Origin of the sequence: Psychrobacter sp. TB20-MNA-CIBAN-0197, assembly GCF_040309765.1 — a bacterium.
In the GTDB taxonomy this organism is placed as follows: domain Bacteria; phylum Pseudomonadota; class Gammaproteobacteria; order Pseudomonadales; family Moraxellaceae; genus Psychrobacter; species Psychrobacter submarinus.
This window is the reverse complement of the sequence record NZ_JBEOPC010000136.1, coordinates 1-406: the sequence shown is the minus strand read 5'-3', so window position 1 is coordinate 406 and position 406 is coordinate 1. Positions and strand designations below refer to the sequence as shown.

1 protein-coding gene is annotated in these 406 nt (G+C 42.6%); it reads left to right on the top strand.

Annotation, left to right across the window (positions count from 1 at the left end):
• Positions 1–406 (top strand): helicase-related protein (locus tag AAEY83_RS13000; RefSeq protein WP_351059351.1); only part of this gene is annotated, 406 nt, incomplete at both ends.

Below are 406 nucleotides of genomic sequence, written 5' to 3'. Positions count from 1 at the left end.
GCGCAGCTGTTTAGCGAGCTTTACCCGCAGCATGGTGCTAATTTTTGCCGCGTTATTCACTCAAAGTACGAACGCGCTGAAGAGCTAATAGACGACTTTAAATCAAGCGACGAAAACAGCGTACGCATAGCTGTATCGGTCGATATGCTCGACACCGGCATAGACGTACCAGAATGTGTAAACCTTGTATTTGCCAAACCCATAAAATCAAAAGTAAAATTTTGGCAAATGATTGGCCGTGGCACACGCTTATGCGAAAACCTATATGGCTCAGGTAAGCACAAAACTCACTTTTTAATATTCGACCACTGGGCAAATTTTGAATACTTTGATGAAAATCCAGAAGAAGAAGACGTAAAACAAGCTAAATCGTTACTGCAAAAGCTATTTGAAGCGCGGGTAACCC